At 38.9% G+C, this 26,076-nt stretch carries 22 protein-coding genes and 1 riboswitch; of the genes, 6 read left to right on the forward strand and 16 right to left on the reverse strand.

The window, feature by feature from the left end; translation table 11 throughout:
• From IGI41_RS08510 to recQ, 13 genes are all read right to left on the reverse strand, one after another.
• On the reverse strand, positions 1-1,332 hold the full coding sequence (locus IGI41_RS08510; RefSeq protein WP_430609333.1) for a 6-phospho-alpha-glucosidase: 1,332 nt from the start codon (positions 1,330-1,332) through the stop codon (positions 1-3).
• Positions 1,332-2,942 carry a PTS transporter subunit EIIC gene (locus IGI41_RS08515; protein WP_430609334.1) on the reverse strand — a complete coding sequence of 537 codons (1,611 nt, stop codon included), beginning with the start codon at positions 2,940-2,942 and terminating at the stop codon, positions 1,332-1,334. Before IGI41_RS08515 ends, IGI41_RS08510 begins: the two co-directional genes overlap by 1 nt.
• Before the next feature lie 174 nt (positions 2,943-3,116).
• Positions 3,117-3,749, reverse strand: coding sequence for a GDSL-type esterase/lipase family protein (locus IGI41_RS08520; RefSeq protein WP_430609335.1), 633 nt, complete (start codon positions 3,747-3,749; stop codon positions 3,117-3,119).
• A gap of 7 nt (positions 3,750-3,756) precedes the next feature.
• Positions 3,757-5,094, reverse strand: a complete 1,338-nt coding sequence (locus tag IGI41_RS08525) for a glycoside hydrolase family 30 protein (RefSeq protein WP_430609337.1) — start codon at positions 5,092-5,094, stop codon at positions 3,757-3,759.
• 7 nt (positions 5,095-5,101) lie between these two features.
• A complete protein-coding gene (locus IGI41_RS08530; RefSeq protein WP_430609338.1) occupies positions 5,102-5,704 on the reverse strand; it encodes a hypothetical protein in 603 nt (200 codons plus the stop codon).
• A gap of 19 nt (positions 5,705-5,723) precedes the next feature.
• Positions 5,724-7,346: a sugar ABC transporter substrate-binding protein gene (locus IGI41_RS08535; RefSeq protein WP_430609339.1), complete on the reverse strand. Its 1,623-nt coding sequence runs from the start codon at positions 7,344-7,346 to the stop codon at positions 5,724-5,726.
• A 16-nt stretch (positions 7,347-7,362) separates the two neighbouring features.
• Entirely contained in the window at positions 7,363-8,247 is an 885-nt protein-coding gene (locus IGI41_RS08540) for a carbohydrate ABC transporter permease (RefSeq protein ID WP_430609340.1), read from the reverse strand.
• A gap of 13 nt (positions 8,248-8,260) precedes the next feature.
• Entirely contained in the window at positions 8,261-9,124 is an 864-nt protein-coding gene (locus IGI41_RS08545) for an ABC transporter permease (protein ID WP_430612786.1), read from the reverse strand.
• A gap of 102 nt (positions 9,125-9,226) precedes the next feature.
• A complete protein-coding gene (locus IGI41_RS08550) occupies positions 9,227-10,168 on the reverse strand; it encodes an ROK family protein (protein ID WP_430612788.1) in 942 nt (313 codons plus the stop codon).
• Between the two features lie 4 nt (positions 10,169-10,172).
• The gene (locus IGI41_RS08555) at positions 10,173-11,180 is read right to left on the reverse strand and encodes a LacI family DNA-binding transcriptional regulator (RefSeq protein ID WP_430609341.1); all 1,008 of its coding nucleotides are present in this window, start codon (positions 11,178-11,180) and stop codon (positions 10,173-10,175) included.
• A 153-nt stretch (positions 11,181-11,333) separates the two neighbouring features.
• The gene (locus IGI41_RS08560) at positions 11,334-12,773 is read right to left on the reverse strand and encodes a 6-phospho-beta-glucosidase (protein WP_430609342.1); all 1,440 of its coding nucleotides are present in this window, start codon (positions 12,771-12,773) and stop codon (positions 11,334-11,336) included.
• Positions 12,774-12,916: 143 nt separating this feature from the next.
• A complete protein-coding gene (locus IGI41_RS08565) occupies positions 12,917-13,657 on the reverse strand; it encodes a MurR/RpiR family transcriptional regulator (RefSeq protein ID WP_430612790.1) in 741 nt (246 codons plus the stop codon).
• 142 nt (positions 13,658-13,799) lie between these two features.
• A complete protein-coding gene (gene recQ, locus IGI41_RS08570; RefSeq protein ID WP_430609344.1) occupies positions 13,800-15,551 on the reverse strand; it encodes a DNA helicase RecQ in 1,752 nt (583 codons plus the stop codon).
• A gap of 123 nt (positions 15,552-15,674) precedes the next feature.
• On the opposite strand from recQ, the gene IGI41_RS08575 reads away from it, so the two are divergent.
• Complete coding sequence (locus IGI41_RS08575; RefSeq protein WP_430609345.1) at positions 15,675-16,790, forward strand: NAD(P)/FAD-dependent oxidoreductase; 1,116 nt, start codon at positions 15,675-15,677, stop codon at positions 16,788-16,790.
• Positions 16,791-16,867: 77 nt separating this feature from the next.
• On the opposite strand, the gene IGI41_RS08580 is transcribed toward IGI41_RS08575, so the two are convergent.
• The gene (locus IGI41_RS08580; protein WP_430609346.1) at positions 16,868-17,875 is read right to left on the reverse strand and encodes a plasmid pRiA4b ORF-3 family protein; all 1,008 of its coding nucleotides are present in this window, start codon (positions 17,873-17,875) and stop codon (positions 16,868-16,870) included.
• A 65-nt stretch (positions 17,876-17,940) separates the two neighbouring features.
• Complete coding sequence (locus IGI41_RS08585) at positions 17,941-19,491, reverse strand: metal ABC transporter solute-binding protein, Zn/Mn family (protein ID WP_430609347.1); 1,551 nt, start codon at positions 19,489-19,491, stop codon at positions 17,941-17,943.
• Positions 19,492-19,788: 297 nt separating this feature from the next.
• Positions 19,789-19,888, forward strand: a riboswitch (TPP riboswitch).
• 95 nt (positions 19,889-19,983) lie between these two features.
• On the opposite strand from IGI41_RS08585, the gene IGI41_RS08590 reads away from it, so the two are divergent.
• The 4 genes from IGI41_RS08590 to IGI41_RS08605 are packed head-to-tail and all read left to right on the forward strand — an operon-like array spanning position 19,984 to position 23,206.
• Positions 19,984-20,592: a YkoF family thiamine/hydroxymethylpyrimidine-binding protein gene (locus IGI41_RS08590; protein ID WP_430609349.1), complete on the forward strand. Its 609-nt coding sequence runs from the start codon at positions 19,984-19,986 to the stop codon at positions 20,590-20,592.
• Positions 20,585-21,190, forward strand: coding sequence for an ECF transporter S component (locus tag IGI41_RS08595; protein WP_430609350.1), 606 nt, complete (start codon positions 20,585-20,587; stop codon positions 21,188-21,190). Before IGI41_RS08590 ends, IGI41_RS08595 begins: the two co-directional genes overlap by 8 nt.
• Positions 21,187-22,599: an ABC transporter ATP-binding protein gene (locus IGI41_RS08600; protein ID WP_430609351.1), complete on the forward strand. Its 1,413-nt coding sequence runs from the start codon at positions 21,187-21,189 to the stop codon at positions 22,597-22,599. The genes IGI41_RS08595 and IGI41_RS08600 overlap by 4 nt, the downstream gene beginning before the upstream one ends.
• Positions 22,526-23,206 carry an energy-coupling factor transporter transmembrane component T gene (locus IGI41_RS08605; RefSeq protein WP_430609352.1) on the forward strand — a complete coding sequence of 227 codons (681 nt, stop codon included), beginning with the start codon at positions 22,526-22,528 and terminating at the stop codon, positions 23,204-23,206. Before IGI41_RS08600 ends, IGI41_RS08605 begins: the two co-directional genes overlap by 74 nt.
• A gap of 77 nt (positions 23,207-23,283) precedes the next feature.
• Here IGI41_RS08605 and IGI41_RS08610 read toward each other — a convergent pair whose 3' ends face one another.
• Positions 23,284-23,802: a signal peptidase I gene (locus IGI41_RS08610; protein WP_430609353.1), complete on the reverse strand. Its 519-nt coding sequence runs from the start codon at positions 23,800-23,802 to the stop codon at positions 23,284-23,286.
• A 440-nt stretch (positions 23,803-24,242) separates the two neighbouring features.
• Here IGI41_RS08610 and IGI41_RS08615 point away from each other — a divergent pair, with 440 nt between their 5' ends.
• The gene (locus tag IGI41_RS08615) at positions 24,243-25,832 is read left to right on the forward strand and encodes a hypothetical protein (protein ID WP_430609354.1); all 1,590 of its coding nucleotides are present in this window, start codon (positions 24,243-24,245) and stop codon (positions 25,830-25,832) included.
• The last annotated feature ends 244 nt before the right edge of the window (positions 25,833-26,076 follow it).

The following is a 26,076-nucleotide window of genomic DNA, read 5'->3' on the forward strand; positions in this document are numbered from 1 at the left end:
TTAATGTAAATCTGGCCAGTAATTGCCATTCTCGGCTACCAGATCTTCCAATAATTCTTTGGCAACTTTTGCGCTAGGAATGGTTTTGGAAAGGGTTAACGCTTGCCACATCTTCTGATAGCTTTTTTCCACATATGCTTCCACAACCAATTTTTCAACCATTACTTGTTGATACATCAGTGTTTGCTGGAAAGTTGGTATTTTGCCTTGTGCCAAAGCTTCTGGCCCGTCTGTGCCTATGATACAAGGTACTTCCACCATCGCATCATCTGGGAAATTGGCGATTGCGCCATTATTCTCAACGATCATGATCATCCGTTCGTGGGTGTTAAATGCGATTGCTCTGGCTAAATCAACGATGAAACTTGCATGGGCATCGATCTCAAAGGCAATTCCTTTTGCCGATCCATTTTCAACGATTTTCTTGGCATGGGCAAAGACCCGCTTTTCCCTTCCTTCCATTACCTCATTGGCACGCGTAAAATCAGGATGATCCTTCATATGATCATACATCTCATCAGGGTACAGATAATACTGAAGATAGGTATTTGGCAAAAACTCTGGTGTCAATGCCAAGAGGTCTTTGGCTTTTTTATGGGTTTCTTGCCAACTTGGATCTGTATGTTGCGTATCCACTTCAACTTGTGTCAAATAGCCGTTTTTGGCGACATATTTACGGATATCTTGAATATACTCATGACCCTCTTTATCCTTCACACTTGTCCACCAACCAAAATGATTAAGGCCAAAGTATCGTACCTCTAAATCCTCCGGTTGTTTGTCAATGATCTGCGACATCCGTCGTAACGTACCTACCGGCATATCACAAATGTTCAATACTTTTGATTTTGGTCGGAGTACTCGGCAGGCTTCGGCCACGATTGCTGCTGGATTCGAGTAATTCAACATCCAGCAATCGGGTGCGTATTTCTCCATATGATCAATGATTTCAAGCATGCCGGTGATACTGCGCATCCCATAAGCGATGCCACCAGGTCCGCAAGTTTCTTGACCGAATACACCATGTTTTAACGGCACCTTCTCATCTTTTTCCCGCATTTCATATTTACCAACACGGATATGCGCCATACAGAAATCAACATCGGTAAATGCTGTTTCTGGATTAGTTGTAAAACTAAATTCGATTTGAGGGGCTTGCTCCTTTAATAAGATTTCTAAAGCTTGCCCTAGATTTCCTTGTCGTACTTCATCATTATCATATAAGGTAAGTTTTCTTAGGGGAAATCGGTCTTGATTGTCTAATAACATCATGACGATTCCGGGCGTAAATGTACTGCCGCCCCCTGCAATCACTACTGAAAATTTTTTCATTATTCATTCTCTCCTTCTCTGCCCAAATAAGCTTCTAAGTTTTCTCGCACTTTTGGCACCGTTAAGCCATATACCACATGCACATTTTCCCCATTTTTGATGACCCCTTTGGCACTTGTTTGCTCTTTCAGTAGGACTTCATCTACCAAATCAGGATCTTTCAACTTTAAACGCAACCGGGTATAACAGTTATCGATCGTTTTGATATTGCTATCCCCGCCAAGTCCTTCCGTGATCAACGATGAGATCGCATCATGGGTCGTTGTTGGCGCGGCAACGATACCCCCACTGCCAGCCAGTTGCTGCTCTTTGTATTCTTTTTTAGAATACAACTTCGTTTCATTGCCTTCATCTTCTCGTCCAACTGTTTTTAAATTCATTTTTGTGATCAAAAAACGGAACAAGAAATAATAGATGAAGAAGAACGCAACCCCGACAAGGATATAGATTGGCCAACGAGTTTTCTCGATCCCCAACGGAATATTATACAAAAGAAAATCGATAAAACCGTTTGGTCCGATCGCTCTTGAACCAAATAGATTCAAAGCAACCATACTCAAGCCGCTTAAAGCCGAATGAATCACGAACAACATCGGTGCCACGAACATGAATGAAAATTCGATTGGTTCAGTTACACCGGCAATGAATGAAGTAATCACCGCTGGAATCAAAATAGCTTTCACTTTGAATTTGTTTTCAGGCTTAGCCGTATGATACATAGCCAAACAAGCGCCGACCAACCCAAACATTTTTGAGATCCCTCTTGCATCCCAGATGACACTTTGTGATAAAACCGTCACTGCTGGATCAGCTATCTCTGCAAAATAAATATTTCGTGCGCCTTCAAATATTTGACCACCAACATCAGCCACCCCACCAAGTGATGTATAAAGAAATGGTGTGTAAATCAAATGATGCAATCCAGTCGGAATCAGCAAACGTTCCAATGTACCATACAAGAAGATACCAAAGTTTCCCGTTTGTTGGATAACACTCCCAAGGCTATCGATACCGGTCTGCACCACTGGCCAAATAAAGGTGGATACGATCGACAGGGCAACGACGACTGGAATCAAAACAATAAAGACAAATCTGGCACCACCGTATACTTGGAAAGCATTTGAAAACGTCGTATCAATAAAACGATTATGAATCAAAGCCGTAACGACACCCAAAATAATCCCTAAGAAAACGCCCATATCCAACACTTGAATACCAAGCACAAGCGCCTGTCCTGATCCTTGTAAGGCATCCACAGGTACCAACATCTCCCGTAATGCCATAAATTTGTTCATCGCATTCAAGAAGACAAAGTAACCCAATAAAGCAGTAAAAGCAGCCTCGGCTTTTTTCTTTTTCGCCAATCCCAGGGCAATTCCTACACAAAAAATAATGCCTAAATTGGTTAAAATTGGTAAAAGTGCCGCTGATAAGATACTACCGAAACCGATGGTGATTGGATTATCTAAAAAGGGAAATCGTTCAATCAGCCGGACATTTGTAAACACATTCCCAACCGCGATCAAAATTCCCGCAATCGGTAAAATCAATACCGGTACAAACATTGCCTTGGAAAACTTCTGCATTGCATCCATCACTTTTTCTTTCATTGATGAAACTCCTTCGTTTTGTATTTGTAGGTTCATTATAGGAAATCCTTCTAATTAATGATAGGGCAAACGCTTCCAAATCAATATGTTGCATGATTTGGAATTTGTTTCATCAAAAAAAGCAAAGCAAGGTAAAAGCGACCATGCTTTGCTTCATTAAATGCAGTTTTTTCATCATTGGGCTACGACCTTTTGATAAATCATAGGAAAGATCCGTAGATATGCATCTCTTGTTAAATGAATACCATCATTAGTAAGAGACGCATCAAGTTGATTATGGGCATCTGTAAGCTGCTCATTCACATCGATTGTATCATAGTCATACAAAGCTGCAATTTGACTAATTAAATCACTTGCTTGAATCAAACGTGTATTTGTACGATATTTAGCTGCCCGATATAACCATTCCTCCTTTCTTACAAGTGCTGTTTCCTTCATTACATTAGGGTTTACCCGATAGAATTTAATAAAAGTCACATCACACCCAGGCAGTGATTCCTTCACTTTTTCAAAAATTATTCGATAATTATCTATTAACTGACTGACTTTACCATTTTCATAGGCTAAGTCATTTGAACCAATATTAATCAGTATTTTTTTAGGCCGCAACGGAAGTATCAATTGATCAAATACTTCTAAGTACGCCTGAGATGTAGCCCCACTGATCCCCCTGTTATAGACAATAATTTTCTTCTCTAAAAATAGTTCTTCTAAAGGGAATGCCTCCATCAAGGATGAACCAGCAAAAACTATTTTGTCTTTTAGCGCATATTGATTCTTCTGAAAATAGGTATCCAACTCTAACATATTTCAGTTACTCCTCATTCTTCAATGTATCAATAATTGTCATAGCTGATTTTGCTGGTAGATTTATCGTTTCCAGAGTGGAAGAATCAATCACAACGCTTACCTGTGCGTCATTTTCACGATCGTTAAAGAGAATGACAACGATAGATTGATCTGTGTTTTGAAATGCAACACTCCGTATATTTTGATCACTCGAACTAGCAATACGAACAGCTCCCGGTCGGACAAATTTACTGAAATGCGCCAAACCAAAATAATCAAGTGTAAATGAATATTCTTGTGTTCGCTGATTGACTGTCACAAGACCTCGACAAGTACTTTTTCCAAAGCCGGGAACAGTAGGCCCATTGTTTTCATCAAGTGCTAAATTCCAAAGCGTCATGGATTTTGCACCATTCCTGAAAATTTCAATACCCGTTCTCATCAGATTGCTGAAAGCTGGTTCAAAAGCAGGTATCCATTCCCCGCCAGACCCCTCAGTAAAGTGGATTTCTTTATCTGGATAAAATAAAGCAACTCTGGACTGATTGATCACGTTTCCTCCGTACCAATGCCAAGCTATCCCATCAAAAGCTGCTTCTGCTTTATCTAATAATTCCAATGGATAGTCCACACGATCCCAGTTATGGTCATAGCCAAATATTTTTGTCTCGATGCCGCTTTTCTCAAATAAAGGTTTTAAGTGTTCCGCAACAAAAGTTACCTGTTCGTCAGCCAGCATTTCCATTCCTGGGTAATGGGGAGGTAAAAACAAAGGTTCATTTTGTGGGGTGATTGCATATATATCTATATTATGCTGGTGGTAACTTTCGATAACCTTTTTGAAGTAGAGGGCATATGTGTCATAATATTTCGGTAGTAATTTCCCACCTATCATTTGTCTGGAATCTTTCATCCATCCAGGTGCACTCCATGGAGAAGCAAATAATTTTAAATCAGGATTTAACGCCATTGCATGCTTGGTCAATGGAATAATACTTTCCTCATCATGAGCAATCGAGAAATGGATCAGCTTTTCATCTGTTTCATCTGTTTCTATATCATCATAGCTGTAAATATACCGTGCATAGTCAGAAGCCCCCATTGGATTCCGTAAAATTGAAAGTCCGATTCCTCTTTCAACATCAAATACAGCTTCCATTATTTCATTCTGATGTTTTTCAGATAAACACTGATCAATCAAGTAGGCAGATGAATCCGTAAATGAAGTGCCCCAACCATCGATGATCTGATACGTTTTTTTACTGTTCACATTGACCTGATACTCATTTGCTTCACCGCTGTATGGTGAACGTTCACGTTGGAACAGATTTTTTTCATCCGTTGTCACATAAAATTCAAACACCAAAATATCACCCCTGTGGTATTGATTTGATAGTTATACGCTTCATCATTTGTTGATGGATACATACTTGCAAAAACATAGGTATACTTAAACCAAATAGTGCCCACAACAGCCCTAATTTGGGTAAAAAGATTGGAATAAACAAACTACTGATCAATATACCTAAACCAATACTATAAAAACCAGCAAATTTCAACGTTATCCCTAAAGACAACCTCAATAATGGTCTAATAGTTATTTGATTTTCACTCAATATGCATGCGTTTGAAAAAAATACAATGAAAAATGCAATAAAAAGTAAAATCAAAAATTGAAAAATAGTTCCTCTAGTGAATGCCAACAAAAGAAATAGCAGAAAAAATACGAGCAAGAATACAATCGTTAGTTTAAAGGAAAGAAGCAGATTTTTTTTGAATAAGACGAAAAATCTTTTCATATGCACTTCCTGACTATCTTTTTCTTTTAAAAGTTGGTAGCCAGTAATCAGTGCACCTGGCAGCGTGATCATCGGCAAGCTCATGAGAACAATCAAAATGTTCAATAGCATGAATTGATACATGCTATTCAGAAAACCATATACTTGGCCATGGATATTAAATAATTGTTTCATTACTGACTACCACCTTTTTTTAATCTAACCCTAGTTTGTCCTTGTTTTCGGCTATTTTTTCATTTCTAATTGTTTCGATATCAGACCAACCATTTTCGTCTAAAAACGTTTCGTATGAAGAAAGAATCTGATCAAATTCTTCTTCTGAAGAAGAACGAATCAAACTAACTAGCGTCGTATACCAATTGGTATTGATCGCGGAGAGATTTCGCGCTTCTTGCGTCCCTGAACTAGGATCGATATTTTCCAAAATAAAATGAGGGTATAACTTTCCTTCTCCCCACTCCCTAGGTTGGATCAAAGCAGGGGTTTGCGTACTTTCACTAGCCATTGATTGATATTTATCATGTCCAAAGAAAATAAATTCACTCAGCCGATACTCTTTTTTAAATCGTTCTGAATCATTGTCTTTCATCTCTTGTACTTCTGGCAGCAATTCAATTTTTCCGTCACTATCGTATTGGAAAGTTTCGCCTTCCACACCAAACGTGGTCAAAATCCCACCGTACTCACTTTGTAAATAGGTAAATATTTGCATTGCTTTGGCTGGATCTTTGGCACTTTTGCTAATATAGTTGATCATCCAACCTGTGATACCGCTTTGGTTTAATTTAGGTTCCTTCCCTTCACTGCTTTGTGGACCATTGATCGCAATGTACTCTCCATTAGGATTTTCAGTTAACCAGCTTTGTAAAAATCCACTCATTTGTGCCGCACCACTAGCCATGATCGTCGCGTATTGTCCTGACTTCACTTTTTCTTCAAAAGCTGTCCCGTCATCTGAAAAACTATCATCAGACAAGTTTCCATCTTCATGAATTTGACGCAACACCTTTAGCCAGTTCAAATATTCATTGTCCAAATTACGGTTATAAAAATTACCATCTGCTGTTTCTAAATCAACACCCAAATAATCTTGGAAAACATCCCCCAAGGAACCAGCACCATCACCTAAGGCATTGAAACCAAAAGGCACAAGCTCTGGGTATTTTTCATTGATCGATTTCATTCCTTCTATAAAATCATCTGCTGTTTCAAAATTATTTTCACCAATTGCTTCATATACATCTTTTCGGATCAAAAAATTTGTATTTGCAGGTATTAAACCGCTATCATAATCTTCGGCTGTATTAGAATAATTGGGATATCCATATGTCTTCCCATCATCTAATTGAAACCAATTTAATGTATCTTCAGCCGCCACTGTATGCCAATAAGGATCATATTTTTCCGATAGTTCATCTAAAGAATATGCCCAACTATCCGCCTTTTGTGCAACTTGTGAATTTGAATCGAAAATTGTCACGATATCTGCCATGTCATTACTTGAAAACATGGTATTTAAATTGGTATCATCGCCTTTGATAAACTTGATCTTGACATTCAAGTCTTCTTCCATTTTTTGTGTAACGACATCATTGCCCCATTCATCATTCCACCAATCGGCATTGACATACCAAGTCAATTCAGTGACTTCTTCTTTGTTATCCAATTGCCATGCGGGCGTCTCTTCATCCAACGTGTAACGTTCGCTGATATCAACTTCTGTTGACTCTTGACTTACACTGTCCTCTCCACCACCGCATGCACTTAGCAGTATTACCGAACTAGTCAATATTAGCAAATTTCTCATGTTTTTCATTTTTATGTCTCCTTTTCTATTCTTTAACAGCTCCGACCATCATTCCTGCAATGAAATGTTTTTGGAGTAATGGATAAATGATCAATATTGGAATCGTTGTGACGACGATCGTCGCCAGTTGAACACCTTTTGTTGTACTTTCTGCCACAGCGGTCCCAATGTTTTGCATACCTTGTGTCTGCGATTGGACGATGATTTCATACAGTTTCATTTGCAATGGATATAAGGCTTTATCAGTAATAAAGATTCTCGCGGTCATGAAGTCATTCCATTGGTTTACACCATTAAATAAAGCAATTGTCGCAAGTGCTGGTTTAGAAAGGGGTAAGAATATTTGTAAAAAAATACGCCAATGTCCCGCACCATCGATCATTGCTGATTCTTCTAATGAATCTGGTACGTTTCTAAAGAAATTCATCAAGATGATGACATCATAATAACTTAATAGTGCTGGAATAATGTACACCCAAAAACTATTTAACAACCCTATTTGTCTAAACAATAGATAGGTTGGAATCATCCCCCCTGAAAAAAACATGGTTGTGATGCCCATGGCTGAATATAACTTTCTTCCTTTTAAATTTGCTTTACTCATCGCATATGCCATCATTGCGCAGAAAAATACATGTGTGAGAACGCCAACGATTGTTTTAGATACTGAAATAAAGAAGGCTTGCAACATACTTCCATCCCTAAAAACCGCCCGATAATTCTCTAAAGACAATTCAGATGGCCAAAATACAAAATCACCCTTTGCAAGTACACGCCCCGATGCGAATGATGACACAACAACATTCCACAAAGGTATAACAATCATCAAGGTAAAAATGGTCAAGATCAAAATATTGAAAATATCGAACAAACGACTATCCACATCTTTTTTCATGACTTTTTTCTCCATTCATTTCTCCCTTCTACAATACAGATGTATTGTCATTTAGTCGTTTTGTCATTTGATTTGAACAGACCAACAAGATCACCGATACAATCGACACACCTAATCCAACCGCAGTTGCATAAGAAAAATCACCCTGAGCAATCCCCATTCTAAAAACATATGAATTGATGACTTCTGCCTTTGCCTGATTTTGATTATTCATCAAAACCATCGTTTGATCTAAGTTAGATCCTAATAACCCACTAATAGTTAGAATCAAATTTAAACTGATGATTCCTTTTAACATGGGTAGTGTAATTTTCATGATTTGTTGAAACCTAGTTGCCCCATCGATTTTTGCCGCTTCATAGTAAGAAGGATCAATTTTAGATAAAGTAGCTAAATACAAAATAGTTCCCCATCCTGTATTTTTCCATATATCAGATAATACTGCGATCCACCAATACTTATTCGCGGACAAAAGATAATTCTCATGCTTTATAGAAAATCCAAGTCCACTCAGTATCGTATTGAGTAATCCATTTGTTGATAACCAATTGATCAACATCCCGCCTAGTACGATCCAAGAGAGGAAATAAGGCATATAGGAGATTGTCTGAACCAATTTTTTAAATATGCCTTGTCTCAGCTCAAAAATCAAAATAGCTAAGATAATCGGTAAAACAAAACCAATCAATAGTTTTAAAAAACTGATACCGAGTGTATTGACTACTGCCCCCCAAAAGAATTTATCATTTAATATAATTTGAAAATTTTCAAATCCTACCCAAGGTGCTGTTTCTAGCGTATCGATGACCGTATATCTTTTAAAAGCAATGACTAATCCATAGATAGGAATAAAATTAAAAATGATCATAAAGATAATCCCTGGCCAAACCATACTTTGCAATTCCCATTGATCAAAGAAATCGACAAACCACTTTTTTATTTTTTTCGAACGTTTGGTACTTTGTGCTGAAGTTTCCACCTGTTCCCCTCACTTTCAGATTATTTTTACTCCATCCTCAATCATTTTCTTCACTTGGTATACAGCACCGACCATGCCAGCATCATTCATTAGTTTAGCTGCTTTGATTGGTGCGATAGTTTTACCCATCAAGTAATGGATACTATGATGTCTTGTTGCGACTTTTGAAATCGTTGATTCTAAACGGTCAAAAAATTCTTTGTTTGCACTTATCCCACCGCCAATCAATACTAATTCAGGATCAAAACAACTAATTAAGTTCAATATGCCGATAGATAGATCTTCATAAAAATGCTCAATGATTTCATGCGCTACTTCTTCATCCTTTTCTTTGGCAAAAATTTCTTTTGCATCCCATATTGGTTCATGTGCTGGATCCTTCGCCAACATCCTCTGATTATATCTCTGACATAGCCCCCCAATTACTGCCGCGCGTTGATTTAAAGACATCGCCTCTATGTCATCGCTTTCATCAATTTCCTTAATAACCATCCATCCGAATTCTCCTGCCATGCCATGTGCACCTTTGATTAGTTCGTTTTGATAAATAATACCGCCGCCTATACCTGTCCCTAATACCATGCAAAGATAATTGGGAATCCCTTTCGCATGGCCGATCCATTGTTCAGCTATGGCAGCTGCATTTGCATCATTTTCGATCGCAATTGGCACATCCGTTATCTTTTGTAATTCTTGTTTTAAATGCACTCCATAAATTGATTTGATTGCACCCGCTGTGACCATTCTGCCATCTCGATCGATGATACCAGGTGCGCTGATGCCGATACCTTTAATGTTTTCTTGTCTGAGACTATCTGCAATAATTGTTTTTAAATTGTTTAAAAATCGATGTTTGTCATCAATCGTGTTGATACGCTGCTTATGCTGTATTTGTCCTTTTTCATCAATAAATCCATATTTGATTGTTGTGCCACCTATATCTATCCCTAAATACATTTTCTCACTCATTTCTATTAAATTGCTTTACCGATTCTGCTTCAATCAACCTTCCTTTTAATACAAAAGCTTTTCCTAGAACCTCTCCTTTGATTAAACTAAGTAAGTGTTGGGTTGCAAGCTCACCTTGCTCTTTGATTGGATTATCGATAGTTGTCAAGGATGGTCGAAAATACTTCAATAGCTCGATTCCGTCAAATCCAACAACACTAAAATCATTGGGTACATGGTAGCCTGCTTGTTCTATCGCTTTGGTTACCCCAATTGCACTAAGGTCATTCCCTGCTAAAAATGCTGATGGAAAATCTTTCTGTTTATCTAAAAATTTTTTTGTTGATTGATACGCAAAATGTTCCTCAAATCTGCCTTCTAATAAATAATTTGATTTAAAAGGTATTTGGGCTTTTTTTAGGGCTTGCTGATATCCTTTGAGTCGCTCATCGCTATCATATACACCATCAAATCCTTTCACGAATACAATCTCACGATGTCCCTTTGCAATGAGATAAGAAGTTGCATACTCAGCACTTTCTTTAGAATCAAATACCACGCTGCCAAATGTATGATCTTGGATATTTCGATCAATAAAAACTGCATTGATTGCTTCATTCCTAATCGTTTCTAAGTCTTCGTGATCTAACATATCTTCAAATCCAATAAATCCGTCCACAGCACCACCAAGGATACTCGTCAAAACAACCTCTTTATCCATCGAGATAAACACATTTAACGCATAACCATGCTTTTCAGCTTCTCTTGCAATAGACTCAATCAGGACACTAAAGTAAGGTCCAGTGATACTAGTGGTATAAAACCCAATTCGTTTCGTTTGATTTGTTTTTAATTCTTTCCCCATGAGATTGGGCACATAATGAAGATGCTTCGCAGCTGCTAGCACCTTTGCCTTAGTCGATGCTTTCACAACATCCACACCATTTAAAGCTTTTGAAACTGTCGCGATTGAAACATTTGCTTCCTTTGCTACATCTCGAATCGTTGTTCGTGTACTCATTTGCACCACCAAATAAAAACGTTTTTATTTTTAATCAACTTATAAGTGAACTATAAATAAAAACGTTTTCATATTCAATGGGTTTCATCAAGGTTGGTTGATGTACCAATTTAATGGCGGTTGTACCTTAATGAAACCCCTTGTACCAAATCGTCAGATATTATCGCCATTCGATCGAATCACACCTTGATACCAATGAAATGAGTCTTTTTTTACTCGCTTCAATGTACCTTGTCCGTCATTATTTTTATCCACATAGATCATTCCATAACGTTTTTCCATTTCACCAGATCCAAAACTAACAATATCTATGATTCCCCATGGCGTATAACCTATCAGATTCACACCATCTTCTAAAACAGCTTTTTTCATTTCTGCTATATGTGCACGGAGGTAGTCAATACGATACTGATCATGAATTTGATTATTTTCGACTGCATCGTACGCACCAAAACCATTCTCAACAATAAACAAAGGCAATTGATACCGCTGATCAAGTATGTTTAACATATATCTCAAACCCACAGGATCGATTTGCCAACCCCAATCACTTGCTTTAACATGAGGATTGCTCAACCATTTCGCATGTGGAAAATCTTCGATTGGTCCACCTTCCTCATCAAGAGTCGTAACAGCACCGGACATATAGTAACTAAAACCGATATAATCAACCGTACCCTCTTTTAGGACTTTTTTCTCTTCTTGCGAAATATCGATGTGATAGCCCTTTTGACTCCATTCCTTTACTATATAATTGGGAATTTCTCCTCTTACATGAACATCACTATAGAAGAAACGTCTATTCATCACTTTTAAAGCAGCCATCTGGTCTTCTGGCATACTTGAGAATGGATACACTGGAACATAGGCCATCATACAGCCAATTTGGAATTCTGGGTTGATTTCATGCCCTAATTCGACCACTTTTGCACTTGCAATCAATTCATTGATTGCTGCCTGATAAATTATTTCTTCCTTTTTGGCTTGGGATTCATGTCGGTCAAATAAAATAGCAGAGTTGGTCCATGTATGCAAATCGTGTTGCCCATCAGCCTGATTATTGATTTCGTTAAATGTCATCCAATACTTGATTTTGTTTTTGTACCTAGTCATGACGGTTTGTGCATAACGAACAAAAAAGTCAATTAATTCTTTACTTTTAAATCCACCATATGCTTTATATAAATGAAAAGGAATTTCAAAATGTGAGAGGGTGATAACAGGCTCAATCCCATTTGCAAGTAATTCATCAAATAAGTCATCGTAGAATTGTAATCCTTTTTCATTTGGTTCTTTGTCATCACCATTGGGAAAGATTCTTGTCCAGTTGATTGATGTACGCAGCACTTTCAGACCCAATTCTTTAAATAACTGAATATCTTCCTTATAAAGATGATAAAAATCAATGGCTTCATGATTTGGGTAATACTTATCATCTAAAACACCATCTGTAATTTCCCGGGCAATCCCGTTTCCTCCCGCAGTCATTACATCAGCGATACTGACTCCTTTGCCGTCAGCATTCCAACCACCTTCAACTTGATGTGCAGCTACTGCTCCACCCCATAAAAAATCTTCTGGAAATCGATTCATGATCTTTCATCCTATCTGTATTTTTTCTTGAGTATACAAAAAGTTTGCCTTGCACAGTGTCTTTTTTGAAAAAGTGGTACACGACAGGCAAAATAGAAAAAAAAAGCACCTTGGTACACCTAGTACCAAGGGCAATAATGAAGTTAGGATTTATCTAATGTTATGAGTTGACGAACTGCCTCGGATAAAGCTTCAATCAAGAAAACACACGGGATTTGACTGGTCAAGTCCTCATGCTTATTGATTCTTTTCACATCCACAGAATAATCTAGTACAAAATCACTCATTCTCCCTAATGTACTAGCAGCATCACTTGTCACAACAACAGTTGTAAAATCTGGATTGTTTCTAAATCCATTGAACAATTCAATGATTTCGGATGTTCCTCCTGTAATAGATAATGCAAAAACCATATTATCAGATGTATTTTTGAGTTTGGCAAAAATAGGATAGGTATGATCCACCAAAGCAAAACTATTACATCCCAAAGTTGAAAATCTACGCGCAGCATATTCGCAAATCGCTGCTGAGGCACCTATTCCATAAAATATGATATTTTCGCAATCAATCATTTTCTCAGCAACGCGTCTTAATTTACTTTCAATATCACTTGGAAAATGATCGGCACTCAACAAGCTACTACCACTGAGTATATCTGAGTTTTCCAGTTGAGGTATCTTGGCATGTGAGCGAAACGCAGTAAAGCTATCAAAACCCAGCTTCCTAATAAAGCGCATGACAGAAGACGCAGAAGTATGTGATTCTTTGGCAATTTCTCTCACCCGCATATAAGGAATCTTATCACTTTGACTTGACATATAATGATAGATTGCACGATCCGTTTCAGACAAGTCATTAAAATCTATTTTTCCAAAAAAAGACATGTTGATCTCTCCTAAGTTATCATCTGATTTCACTGTACCACATCTCTCATCCATTGGTCACCTTCCATCTAAAATAAACCTACATTTTTGAGAAACAACAAACAATCAACAAACATATCCCTTACAGCCTCAATACAAACCCTCAGCCTCTATATTCCGCCAACAATGCCAAAAATGCATCCCCATACTTATCCAGTTTATTTTGACCGACACCTTTGATCTGTAAAAACTCGATGGGTGATTTCGGTTGTACTTCTGCTAATTCTCGCAATGTTTTATCAGAAAATACCACATAGGGCGGCAGGTTTTGTTCTTGGGCCAACGTTAAACGCAAGGCTCTTAATTGATCAAACAACGCATCGTCGACAACCAATTGCTTGACTTTGGCTTGTTTGCGGTAGACTTGGGCTTTGCCAAGTAAAACTTCTACACCAGCATTTGTGACACTCAGTAAGGGGTATTGTCCTTCTGATGGCAGTAAGTACCCTGAAGCTGTCAGATAATCGATCAACTGATTGACGTCTTTTTGCGACCAATCTTTGAGCAACCCGTATGTCGGCAGTTTTTCAAATCCCCATTGCTTGACTTTTTGGTCTGCTGAGCCGGTCAACACTTTACCTATCAATGATTTGCCAAATCGTTCCCCCATGCGTTTGACGCATGATAACACTTTTTGTGTATCAACTGTAATGTCTACTTGTTCGCGCTCATCTAGACAATTGCTGCAACGGTGGCAATCAGGTCCGTCTTCGCCAAAATAACGCAAAATATAGCGTTGCAGACACATCTGTGTATGGCCATATTGACTCATTTCTCTTAACTTCAAATATTCATTTTGACGATAATGAAGATCTGATTCCGATTGATCGATAAAGAACTGTTGGATCTGCATATCTTGTGGTGCATAAAGCAAGATTGCATCACTCGGTTCACCATCACGTCCTGCGCGTCCTGCTTCTTGGTAATAAGACTCAATATTCCCTGGCATTTGGGCATGGATCACAAAACGGACATTGCTCTTATTGATGCCCATCCCAAAAGCATTTGTTGCTACCATCACTTGGATACGGTCATAGAGAAATTCTTCCTGGAAAAATGACCGTTCTTCTTCTGACAAACCACCGTGATAATAACCGACAGCTATTTTTTCATGCTTCAGCAAATGATAGATCCGTTCAACTTCCTTGCGGGTACTGGCATAAATTATTCCAGATTGCCCTTGATTCATTTTAAGATATGTACTGATATAAGTATCTTTTTGGTCTTTGACCACTTGGAATGCCAAATTTTCTCTGGCAAATCCTGTTTTGACTTGATTTTGCGCTGGAATAGATAACAAATTTTCGATATCTTCGGCTACTTTAGGTGTAGCAGTTGCTGTCAAGGCAACGATCGTGGGTTTGTTTTCTAATTGACGAATGGTTTCAGCCAAACGCAAATAACTTGGCCGAAAGTCATGTCCCCACTGGGAGATACAGTGGGCTTCATCGACAGCAATCAACGCAATCGGTACTTGCTTTAATGAAAACCGGAATGGTTCTGAATCTAATCTTTCTGGCGACACATATAAAAGTTTCAATTGTCGATTCCTGGCTTGCTGTATCCGTTGGTTGATCTCACTGTTTGATAAAGTCGAATTGATATATGCCGCGGGGATTCCCATATCCTTCAGGCTATCTACTTGATCCTTCATCAAAGAAATCAATGGCGAGATCACTAGGGTCACCCCATCTAACAACAGTGCAGGCAACTGATAACAAATCGATTTCCCGCCACCTGTCGGCATGATTCCTAAAACGTTTTGTTGTGTTAAAATAGATTGGATAATGGTTTCTTGCCCCTCACGAAAGTGGCTGTAACCAAAATGTTCTTTTAATACTGAATGAATGTTCATAAGACCCTCTTTTCCACTGTTTTATTATACGCAATTAATTACGCAAAGAAAATGGCTATGAGAAGAAGTTCATCTTTGAGGCAAAAAACGCCCACGGCTATTTTGACATAGGAGTGAATAAACATGAAAAAAATCACGATCATCGGCGGTGGTATTATCGGGATGACTCTTGCTGTATATCTCGATCACACCCAATATGAAGTGACTGTGATCGATCAATTGACGGGCCAAGCAACCAGTGCTAGCGCAGGAATCATTTCCCCTTGGCTGTCAAAAAGACGCAACAAAAAATGGTATCAGCTAGCCCAAGATGGTGCAGCTTTTTTTGAGAAATTGGTCAAAGATTTTGCGCTGGATCAGACAATTTATGCCCCTTCCGGTACCTTGATTTTGCGACCGGAAGAAGAACTGCTGACATTGGCTGAATTAGCATCCACTCGCAAAGAAACTGCACCAGAAATCGGTGATATCAAACTGCTGAACGGTATGCAAACCAAACAAGCATTGCCTTTATTGCGCGCACGCCCATCTTTATCTATTAGTGGTGGCGGTCGTTTGGATGGTCGTGCCTATCTTCTTCGTTTGAGAGCACTTGCTGAACAAAAAAATGTCAGATTTATAGCAGGTGTGGCAAGGATCCAAAAACATACAGATTCTTGGCAGGTGCGTGTGAATCAACACAACCTTCTTTCAGATATCCTATGTATCACTGCTGGTCCTGGTATTGCGGGACTTTTGGCCCCTTTGGGTTATCACGTAGATGTCCGTCCGCAAAAGGGGCAACTATTGTCCTTTTCGACCCCATTCAAAACCGATGATTGGCCAGTGGCCATGCTGGCTGGTGAAGGAGACTTGATTCCATTTGCCAATGGCAACATTTTACTGGGGGCAACCCACGAAAATGATGCCCAATGGGACTTAACACCTACGGCAGCGGCAAAAGAACAATTAACTGCCGGTATCCGTGATTTTCTAGATGATCCGAGCGCACTATTCACAACGCCCCTTTCTTTTCGTGTGGGTACACGGGCCTACACACCAGATTTTGCGCCTTTTTTTGGGGATGTTTCTGGCCAAGGCACGTTGTATGCCGCCAGCGGATTGGGCTCCTCTGGTTTAACGACTGGCCCTTATATCGGCTACTTGCTCGCCTGTTCGTTCAACCATGCAGCCCACGAGAAGGATGATTTTTCGCAATACAGTAAACCCGTGAATGAGTATGTACATTTGATCCCTTAGCGAATCAGTTGTTGTTGTAAAAGTGAATCGCAGGTAAAAAAAAGAAACTGGCATACGTATTTTGTACGCCAGTTTCTTTAGAAAAATTCCCCTGTATCCCAATAATCAGCGAGTTGTTCATTTAATACGTCCATATCCAATGGCTCACGTAAATCATCGAGCACATTTTCTACTGGCGCGTCACCAACTGCTTTGATACAAACAGGATAATAAGGAACTGTGATTTCTTCTTTAGTCAATATTTTCTCTATTTTGATTTTATGGGTCCAATCAGCGCCCATATCATAAATATAAGTCAATGATTTGCATTCTTGAAAATCTTGATCGATCGTTGCGTTTTCGGTAGTAGAAGAAATACCTACACCAAAAGATTTTTGTCCAGCAAAAAAGAGGTATAAATGATTGTTCATCCACTCAAAAGCAATCTGAATCAATAGATGCAACTGCTCATAGCTGATACCTGCAGGAATCACTAGTCGACGCCAGATTGGCGGACGATAGCCTTCTAAATCAATCCGAATCTGATAGGCCTTTGGTTGATCATCTACTTCATCAAAAACTGTTTTTTCTTTGGGAAAAGGGACAATCTTTTGTGAAACAGCCGCAATACGCGGATCATCCACGGGTAACAGGTCATATTCTTCTGGCTCAGTATCTCTTAACATCGCCATCATCGCCGCCTGCTTTTCAGATGACCAAAATTGCGGTTTAGACATACGAGCAAAGAAAGTGGGTTGTTTTTCTGCAAAAATAAAAACTATTTCTAAATATTGACCTTTTGTCATATGCTTCTCTTTGTATAAGCAATAATAAAAGTCTTCGATTGCAGTTTTGGCAAAGGGTAAATAACGTAAACTATAAGGCACTTCTTGTGGAAGCAACTCAGTATAAATCTCAGTTACAAATGTTTTGTCTTTTAACTTACTGAGTCCGCCAGCACTTTCGGCACAAAAAATGAGATAAAAGACTGGGTCTAAATAATGTTCCAGATCATCATCGCTGACAATATTGGGTCCGCCATAAAGATCTACATGGTCCATCATCCGATCAATGACTTTAGCTAATTTTTTCAATGACTTTTCCAAAATATAACCGCTCCTTCCTATCAGCTTTACTTTGACGAAAAGAGCGGTACTTGTCAATCTTTTTTTTAATGCGCCAGCATTTCCTGAGCAATTTCTAATCCACTCATATTCGTTGGATAATAAGTAGGCCAATGGTCCATTTCTTCTAGTAACGCTTCTTGGCTGTCGTTACCGAAGTAAATATGGAAATGATGGGCTTCTTCAGGTGTGATAGCATGATCACTGAATTGGATATATTTAAATGCAGCATCTTCATCATCTGTTTGGAATAAATAACGTACACCCCGATTTCCAGCTTCATACGTCAATATTTTTTTGCCAGCGTACGTATACGTTGCTTCTTTTTCAGTACCATCATCAAAAATGAAGGTCATAGTTTGATCTGTAATCACGATGTTTGCGACATCTGTTTGATAGCCAGTTGTATAGTAAGCTTTATACTCTTCAGCAGACATCTTTTGTGATTGCTTGGCTTTGTAATCGAAGACTTGATCCAATGTACCATCTTCCAGGTAAGGATACACTGATTGCCAATCACCAGCCCAATCTGATAACGGACGATCTTCTACTGCACTATCTTCAAAATAACCATTGTAAACCGTTTTTTCTTTTTCGGTTTCAGCTATTTCTTTGTCATTCGCTACATCCGTCGTTTTTTTCAATGCATCACGGTTTTGTTCCATAATAGAAATATAGTTTTCACCATTGTCCATTTGCTCTTGTGTCAGTCCTTCTAATGGATTCAAGACAGCTAGCTCCACACCTGCTTCTGAAGCCAACGTCCGGGCAATACTATCTTTGGCATTTTCTTCGAAATAAATCGTTTCGATCCCAGTTTCAGTAACAAATTCTTTCAATTCAGCAATACGAGAGGCAGAAGGTTCTTCGCTTGGAGAAAGGCCAGCAATCGGCACTTGTGTCAATCCATATTCTAATGCCAAATACCCAAATGCAGCATGTTGTGTCACAAAATGACTTTGGGCCGGGTCGCTAAAAGCTGCTTGATATGATTCATGGAGCGCTTGCAAATCCTCTAAATAAGCTGCTGCATTTTCGTCAAAGGCCGCGGCTTTTTCCGGATAGGCTTCGCTCAACTGATCACGGATCGCTTCTACTTGTTTGATAGCTAAACTTGGTGCTAACCATACATGCGGGTCTAATTCATGAGAATGACCTTCCTCGCCATGGTCATGATCGTGGTCGTGATCATGGTCATCATCGCCGGGCAATAAAATCATGCCTTCTGTCGCTTTCACGACAGTCACATCCCCATCACTTAATGTATTTTCGATAGATGGCACCCACATTTCCATGTTTTCGTTGTTATACACAAAGACGTCAGCATCTTGGATCATTGCCATATCCTTAGCGGAAGGTTCATAATCATGGGAATCTGTGCCAGCTGGCATCAATAATGTTACTTCTCCCTCGTCGCCAACAACGTGCTGGGTAAAGTCATACATTGGATAGAATGTAGCAATTACTTCGATTGGATCACTTGTCGTTTCAGTACTTGCTGTTTCCGATTGATTCGTGCTATCAGTACCTCCTTGACCACAAGCAGCCAATCCAAGTACCGCTGCAGTTAATAACGTTATTTTAAAAAAGTTCTTCATTTTTTTAAACACTCCTTCTTTCTCTTTCCTTCTTTCTTATTGACCCTATAAAAATGATTAAATCAATTACGATTTACAAAAACAAAACGTAAAGATTACGTTTTACTTCCGATTTACTACTTTACACAACTCTTTGAAGGCTGTCAATCAAATTTTTTATGTTTTTTTATATGAATTTTTCTTCATGTGTACAATCATCCTGTATTCAGAATGTTTCCGCTGTCTTTTTCGTTTTTTGAAAGTCAATAGTTGTTCTTTCGAAATCGGTGTGCTACACTGTGGTCATTCAATTGAACATTTATCCACTAGGGGCGCTTTTTGCTGAGATAGACTTTGGTCTGGTCCCTTTGAACCTGATTTGGTTAGTACCAACGTAGGGAAGTGGTGACGCATCACTTTTTGCGTTCCCATTTTTTCTGTCTGCATGTGGATAGATCAGAGGGGGAACGCTTTTTTTGCGGGCAGAAACAGTAACGAAAGGAGAATGAAAAAATGGAAGCATGTCAACCAGGAATGATCGATATCACAGGATGTCGGGTTAGTTTATATCCAATGAAAGATCAATTTGCCACCCCAATTTTAACAAGTATCAATGAAACGGATACCAGTGCTGTCTGGCAACAAACGGACCTTTTCAGCACCTTATATAGAGGAGAGCCAGCGAGTGTCATCGATGCAGCATCAGCGCTATTTATCAATGCTTATGATGAACAGACACATCTTGTTGGCGAATACACATTTTCTAAAGGATGTCCGGGGGATCTCGCTGGTGATAGTTTCTTAAATGGCCAGCAAGCAAAACCAAATGCAGCCAACAATCAAGAAAAAGGAGATTTTCTTGTGGACTGCAAATATTCTTTTTATGCATTTGGTGAAAAAAACTATATGGAAGAAATCGCAGCAATCGTAGGAATGGCCGCAGACCATGGTCTAAACCCGCGTTCCGCTCATTACGTGACGATTTTGACCGGCACAGCCAGCCAATTGTTCAATTATTTTGAAGCGGCACTGGCATACGCCCACGAAAACCTATCTCATTACGTTTTAGAAGCAACGATTTCAGTCAACAGTCCTTCAAAGGAGGTGCAGGATCATGTTTAGATGGGCATTGAAAGATGTGATCATGGTTGGTATTGCTTCTTTGGTTTTTGGGGTCATCTATTTAGGTGCCGTACATTTTGGCTTGTTATTAGGGACCTTGCTGACTCCATTTGGATTAGCCGTTTTGGCAAATGAATTTATTTTTGGTGTTTGGTTCATGGCTGCAGCATTTGCTGGATATATTTTGCGGAAGCCTGGCGCAGCTACGATCACTGAAATGATTGCTGCTTTGCTTGAAGTATTTATGGGAAATTTTTATGGACCAATCATTTTTGTCAGCGGTTTTGTTCAAGGAATTGGTACAGAGGCGGGTTTTGCGCTTGGGAAATATCGTCGATACGGATGGTTTCCATTGGTTACCGGTGCTTTCGGTGCAACGATTACTAGTTTTATATGGGGAATCATTCGCGCCAATTTTACTCAGTTAAGTTGGCAGCTACTCTGTGCAATTTTTGTTATCCGTCTTTTGTCCGCCCTATTTTTCTCAGCATTCTTGGTAAAAATATTATGCGATCACTTGACCAAAATGGGTGTGTTGAACAGTTATCCAATCGCACACGATACGCTTCACCACACATTTGAAAAGGAGCATCAATGAGCTTAATTGCCAACCAATGTACCTATGCTTGTGGGGATCAGATTTTACAAGCCACGATTCATCTAGAACCTGGTCAGACAAAAGCGATTTATGGTCCATCAGGTTCTGGAAAAAGTACGCTTTTTCGTCTACTGTCTGGATTAGGGCCAGATTCATTTATTACAGGTGATTATCAGATAGATGGACAAGATGTTGCAACTTATCCGATACGACAACGTGCTGAAACAGTCAGCTTGCTTTTTCAAAATCCCGATACACAATTTTGTATGCAAACCCCTCGTGAAGAATTGTATTTTTGTTTAGAAAACCGTTGTATTGCGGCAGAGGAAATGGAGGATCGTGTTGAAAACATCCTCGTGTTTTGTGAAATTGGGCATCTTGCTGATCGCCCGTTTCACCAATTATCTGGCGGTGAGAAACAACTGGCCGCTTTGGCGTGCTGTTTGATTATGGAAAGCCGCTACTTGTTGTTGGATGAGCCTTTTGCCAATCTAGACATTGCCTCCAAATTGAAGATCATTCAAAAAATAAGTACGTGGCAGCAGGAATCGCACATTGGCATCTTGCTGATCGACCATCAAATCAATGATGTGACGGATTGGGTCAACAGTTGGTATTTGCTTGAATCACAATGTAAAGAAGTGGATACCTCCGTGATCCTTCGTTTACACGATAAAAACCATCAGGCACTCACCGCCCCTCCAACCGTAGTTTCAAGTCAGCATGTTCATCTGACTTTAAAAGATGTCAGCTATAGTGCGGGTGATCAAACGATCGTTTTCCCTGACAAATCTTTTCATGGGGGCGAAATCATTGGCATCACAGGACAAAGCGGGATTGGCAAATCAACTTTTTTAAAAGTGCTCTTGCAACAACACCCCTATGATGGCAGCGTTTTTGTACAATCTAAGATACTAAAAAAAAGCAATGTAGCTTTCGATCATATGAGTTGGATCATGCAAAATCCTCAAGACCAATTTATTGCTACGACGGTCTCTGAAGAACTCAAGGTATCCGGATCCGAAGACTTAGTGCCGACGATTCTCGCTGACATCAACTTATTGCATCAAAGTGAGAAGTCCCCCTTTTTATTGAGCCAAGGACAACAACGCAGATTAGCGGTCGCGAGTTTGATTCAACGACCCGTCGATATTCTTTTGGTTGATGAACCGACTTACGGACAAGATATAAAACAAGCGTGGCAAATCATGATGATGCTTCATCAAGTAGCTGCCAAAGGAACGTTGGTCTTGATCGTTAGTCATGACCAGTCGTTATTGCAATCGTTTTGTTCCCAGATCATCGACTTTAATCAATTTGTAAAGGAAAATAATGATGAAAAAAATCAATCCAAGCGTCAAACTTTTCACGATTTTGGGCATCGCGTTGCTCATTTCTTTTCAAAATAATACGGCGTTGACCAGCATCATCCTCCTCCTTTTTACTCTCTTTACACTCCCATACTTGTCGGCAAAAAAAGCCCTTGTTTTGTTTTTATTGTTGACACTTTCTGCCAGCGGTGTTTTTGTCACAGGTCTCTTCTTCTATCAAGAACAACAACCAGGAGAAGTAACGAAGGCTGCTGTTCAATATGGTTTAGACATGGCGCTGCGTATTTATTGCTTGGGTATTTTAGGGACAGCTTTTACTGCCACTACTGAAATGATCGATCTCATGTACTCGCTTCAACAACAACTAAAAGTACCTCCGCTTTTTGCATATGGTTTATTGGCGGCATTTCAAATCGGTCCTATTATTCCATCAGAAATGAAACATATTAAAAACAGCATGCGGTCTCGAGGGATTCGTATCGGGCTATTGCACATACCGATCATGGTTCCACTATTGGTCAAATCCATACGCTGGTCAGAATTATTGGCCGACGCAATGACTTCTCGGGGGTTTGACGGGCACCAGACTAGAACCTATGTCCGTCAGTTCCATCTATCGATCATTGATTATATGCTGATGTCGTTTTGTATTCTTGGTGGCGTCCTAGGTACGATATTTCTCTAAATACCCTTCATAACTAAAAAAAGACCCTCCCATACGCTTATCACGTAAAAACCTGATCGGTACCTTTTACGTGATAACTAGTATGAGATGGTCATTTTTAATGATCCAGTTTTAATGTGGTGCAGCGTGACGAAAATCGTTGCAATCAGCACATAAAAAGCAAATAATACATAAAGACATTTGATGAAAAGAATCATTTTATGGTTGATCATATACCCGATATACGGAACACCAAAAATCGGGCGCCCAATCAATTGGCTCGGGTGAATGCCATTTTGCTCCAGTATTTGATTATTATCCCCGATCGTATAAATGAGAGATTGATCTTCTTCAATGGCGACGATACGCCTAGTTTGCATTTGTTTGCCTTGATCCGTATAGTAAGTCACTTCATCCCCAACGATCAAAAGATCTTCGGAAGCTTTTTTTACTACTAAAAGTGTACCTTCAGCATAAGTAGGTTCCATATAGTCATTTGCTACAACAGCCATTGTGAAACCAAACACTTGAGGGATGACGACAATCAATAAAGAGACGAGCATGGTGATCATGACGATCATGGAAAGTATCATATTTTGCTTAGACCAAAATTTCATGTTCTCTCCCTTCTTTTGCTCATAATTTATAATTATATAGTATAACAAATATTAATTTTTAACAACCATAAAACATTTCAGTTAAAAAAATACTAATTTTAATAACCGTTATTTTAAATCGACTTAAACGCAAAATTTATTGACTTACATACGATTTATATATTATGCTAAAAGTAATAATAAACGGGGGAATGTTGCTATTGAAAAAATTAAATAACGTATATAATTTAAAGATATTTTTTCCGATACTCCTTTTGATCCTTTCATTTTCAGCAATTCTTTTCTTTTTTTTATCGAGTTTTTTGTTTCCATCCGATCAATTGGATGCAATCGAAAAAAAGGAGGATTGGCTACTCTATTCCGAATCGCAACCCGATGCAATTTTTAACAGCAACTATGTGAATTACATCCCAAATATAAAAGCGAATGAAACTTTGGTCATGGAACGTGAAATGACCAGTGACCATCAAGATCCAACTTTGTTGTTGATAGGAGATCACCAAGATTTAGTGGTCTTTTTAGATGGTACACAATTATTTGCAAACGCTTATGAATACGAAAATTTTCCTAACAGCCATCCTGGAAAAACCTTGTTTTTCGTGACGTTACCACAAGATTACACTGGCAAAATGCTGCGCATCTATGTGACTAGTCCCTTTCAAAGTTTTGCTGGATACCCCGCTGAAGTTTATCTTGGCACGGCCAATTCGCTCATTGGCTATATCTTCAAGCACTCGATTCCTAATATTTTTATTCTTTTATTTACAGGTTTGGTTTGCATCTTAAATTTATTGTATGCAACATTTTCTTATTTCCGTGATCATAAAATCCAACTATCACCTTTCCTTTTCAGTGGTTTTGCTCTTTCCGCAGGTCTAGAGGCGGGATTTGGCGCTATGTTAGGTAGACTGCTTTTTAGCGCTAACCTCAATTCAACTATGTTGAATCTATTGACGATCATTACACCAATGTTTTTGATTGGTTTTTACTTCTCAAAAATGGATCGAGGCCGGAAATATTTTGGAAAATGGGTTCTTCTACACTATTCAGTAGGAAGTTTTGTGGCTATATGGGGTATCGTGTTCACCAATCAATTGCCTATTATGATGAACTACATTTTTTTGTTAAATATTGTCAGTACATTTATTACAGCTTTCATGTCGATATACGAAGCGGTCAGAAAAAATCAATTTTTTGTCCTTTGCGCGCCGTGGATCGTTTTAGCAGCAATCGGTCATTGTTTCTTGCATATACAAAACGTATTGAATATGCACCAATCACCTACCAATTGGAAAGTTATTTTGTTTTTGATGTTGGTCATTGTCTTTACTTGTTATGAATTGTTAAATCTATTCATTTTACATAACGACAAATTCAAAAAAATGAATCTAACGCGTTTGAAGCTTCGGTTATATGAAAATAAGCGTCTTTTGGGTCCTCAAGAACAGCTTGATCGATCCAAGTTGTTAAAACAGTTGCAGCAACAAACCACGACTGTCAAAGAGATGATGATGGATCAACATACTGATGCTGCGATGTTGTACTTAGATGAGATGAGCCAAGGCATCCAAGATAGACTCACCGCACAAAGGACGAAAACAGAGGAATCACTCCTTTCGCTATTGATTGCAAATTATCAGGCGAAAGCAGCCCAAAAGAGTATTCAAATCGATCTTTCTCTTTGTCCAAACACATTAAATAGATTGCCAGAAGATCATTGGCTTGCTGTTTGCATTCACTTGATTGAACTTGGGTTGAGACAAGCGTATGAAATACAAGATCCCAAAAAAAGACACGTATCTTTAAGAACGATCAATCACACAAACCAAATGACGATCGAATGTTGTGTGCATGCAGATGATAGTGTAAAAGCAAATCAGACTATTACTTCAAAGGAGCAAATCAAGCAAAATGAAGTGGATTTGCACGTACTCCATCGAATCGTTAAAGAGTATCATGGAACATTCAATATATCTGATGCGCACCATACAAAAAAGCACGTCCTCACTTTTCAATTGAACGAACTTTAGCCTATCAAATAAAAAAAGCTTGCTTTTTCCGATCGAAGCATATAGCATAGTATCATAGATAACAACGCGTCGGACAAGTAGTTTTATGATGGTCACAGAGAGTCGAAGCATGCTGGAATTTCGACACCCGCTGATAAAATGAACCTACCGATAATGATGACCGCAAAACGGTCGGTGGAAAGGCCTTATCCTTTAACGAGTTGGACTAGCAATAGTCAACAAAGGTGGTACCGCGAAATCCAAG

The sequence above is a fragment of the Enterococcus sp. DIV0876 genome (genome assembly GCF_050529585.1).
Taxonomy (GTDB): Bacteria; Bacillota; Bacilli; order Lactobacillales; family Enterococcaceae; genus Enterococcus_D.

What these genes read in the sequence shown, in the direction of transcription:
- IGI41_RS08510 (WP_430609333.1), bottom strand. Translation starts at nt 1,332, where the DNA reads ATGAAAAAATTTTCAGTAGTGATTGCAGGGGGCGGCAGTACATTTACG.
- IGI41_RS08515 (WP_430609334.1), bottom strand. Translation starts at nt 2,942, where the DNA reads ATGAAAGAAAAAGTGATGGATGCAATGCAGAAGTTTTCCAAGGCAATG.
- IGI41_RS08520 (WP_430609335.1), bottom strand. Translation starts at nt 3,749, where the DNA reads ATGTTAGAGTTGGATACCTATTTTCAGAAGAATCAATATGCGCTAAAA.
- IGI41_RS08530 (WP_430609338.1), bottom strand. Translation starts at nt 5,704, where the DNA reads ATGAAACAATTATTTAATATCCATGGCCAAGTATATGGTTTTCTGAAT.
- IGI41_RS08535 (WP_430609339.1), bottom strand. Translation starts at nt 7,346, where the DNA reads ATGAAAAACATGAGAAATTTGCTAATATTGACTAGTTCGGTAATACTG.
- IGI41_RS08540 (WP_430609340.1), bottom strand. Translation starts at nt 8,247, where the DNA reads ATGGAGAAAAAAGTCATGAAAAAAGATGTGGATAGTCGTTTGTTCGAT.
- IGI41_RS08545 (WP_430612786.1), bottom strand. Translation starts at nt 9,124, where the DNA reads ATGGTTTGGCCAGGGATTATCTTTATGATCATTTTTAATTTTATTCCT.
- IGI41_RS08550 (WP_430612788.1), bottom strand. Translation starts at nt 10,168, where the DNA reads ATGTATTTAGGGATAGATATAGGTGGCACAACAATCAAATATGGATTT.
- IGI41_RS08555 (WP_430609341.1), bottom strand. Translation starts at nt 11,180, where the DNA reads ATGAGTACACGAACAACGATTCGAGATGTAGCAAAGGAAGCAAATGTT.
- IGI41_RS08560 (WP_430609342.1), bottom strand. Translation starts at nt 12,773, where the DNA reads ATGAATCGATTTCCAGAAGATTTTTTATGGGGTGGAGCAGTAGCTGCA.
- IGI41_RS08565 (WP_430612790.1), bottom strand. Translation starts at nt 13,657, where the DNA reads ATGTCTTTTTTTGGAAAAATAGATTTTAATGACTTGTCTGAAACGGAT.
- recQ (WP_430609344.1), bottom strand. Translation starts at nt 15,551, where the DNA reads ATGAACATTCATTCAGTATTAAAAGAACATTTTGGTTACAGCCACTTT.
- IGI41_RS08575 (WP_430609345.1), top strand. Translation starts at nt 15,675, where the DNA reads ATGAAAAAAATCACGATCATCGGCGGTGGTATTATCGGGATGACTCTT.
- IGI41_RS08585 (WP_430609347.1), bottom strand. Translation starts at nt 19,491, where the DNA reads ATGAAGAACTTTTTTAAAATAACGTTATTAACTGCAGCGGTACTTGGA.
- IGI41_RS08590 (WP_430609349.1), top strand. Translation starts at nt 19,984, where the DNA reads ATGGAAGCATGTCAACCAGGAATGATCGATATCACAGGATGTCGGGTT.
- IGI41_RS08595 (WP_430609350.1), top strand. Translation starts at nt 20,585, where the DNA reads ATGTTTAGATGGGCATTGAAAGATGTGATCATGGTTGGTATTGCTTCT.
- IGI41_RS08600 (WP_430609351.1), top strand. Translation starts at nt 21,187, where the DNA reads ATGAGCTTAATTGCCAACCAATGTACCTATGCTTGTGGGGATCAGATT.
- IGI41_RS08605 (WP_430609352.1), top strand. Translation starts at nt 22,526, where the DNA reads ATGAAAAAAATCAATCCAAGCGTCAAACTTTTCACGATTTTGGGCATC.
- IGI41_RS08610 (WP_430609353.1), bottom strand. Translation starts at nt 23,802, where the DNA reads ATGAAATTTTGGTCTAAGCAAAATATGATACTTTCCATGATCGTCATG.
- IGI41_RS08615 (WP_430609354.1), top strand. Translation starts at nt 24,243, where the DNA reads ATGGAACGTGAAATGACCAGTGACCATCAAGATCCAACTTTGTTGTTG.